The organism is Parvimonas sp. D9, from assembly GCF_035282565.1.
Classification (GTDB): domain Bacteria; phylum Bacillota; class Clostridia; order Tissierellales; family Peptoniphilaceae; genus Parvimonas; species Parvimonas micra.
Genome location: NZ_JAYKBM010000184.1, coordinates 1 through 262, shown reverse-complemented (window position 1 = coordinate 262; position 262 = coordinate 1). Strand labels below are relative to the sequence as shown.

Here is a 262-nt window from a genome sequence, read left to right as displayed (position 1 = left end):
ATCAGGACTTACACAAAAAAAGAAGTGTATTATTCTTATATACCTACCAACGGATTGATTGCATTACCGGCTGAACCAACAGAACTAATTCGTTTATTTGGAAAAGACGCTATTGCGATGAATAATTATCTGCTGGCGCATAAACTCAAGACTAAAAAAGAAACAGATCTGATCAAATTATTTGCGCATTATAACGCCCTCAAAAAATCAAATTGATCTTTAGTTTTTGTTGATGCTGTCTTCTTCTTTTTTGATTTTTTGC

General features: G+C 32.8%; 1 protein-coding gene. It reads left to right on the top strand.

From position 1 onward, the window contains the following. Positions 1 to 216, top strand: a 216-nt coding sequence (locus VJI94_RS08485) for a hypothetical protein (RefSeq protein ID WP_324009048.1), incomplete at its 5' end; no start/stop codon positions are given. Positions 217 to 262 lie beyond the last annotated feature (46 nt).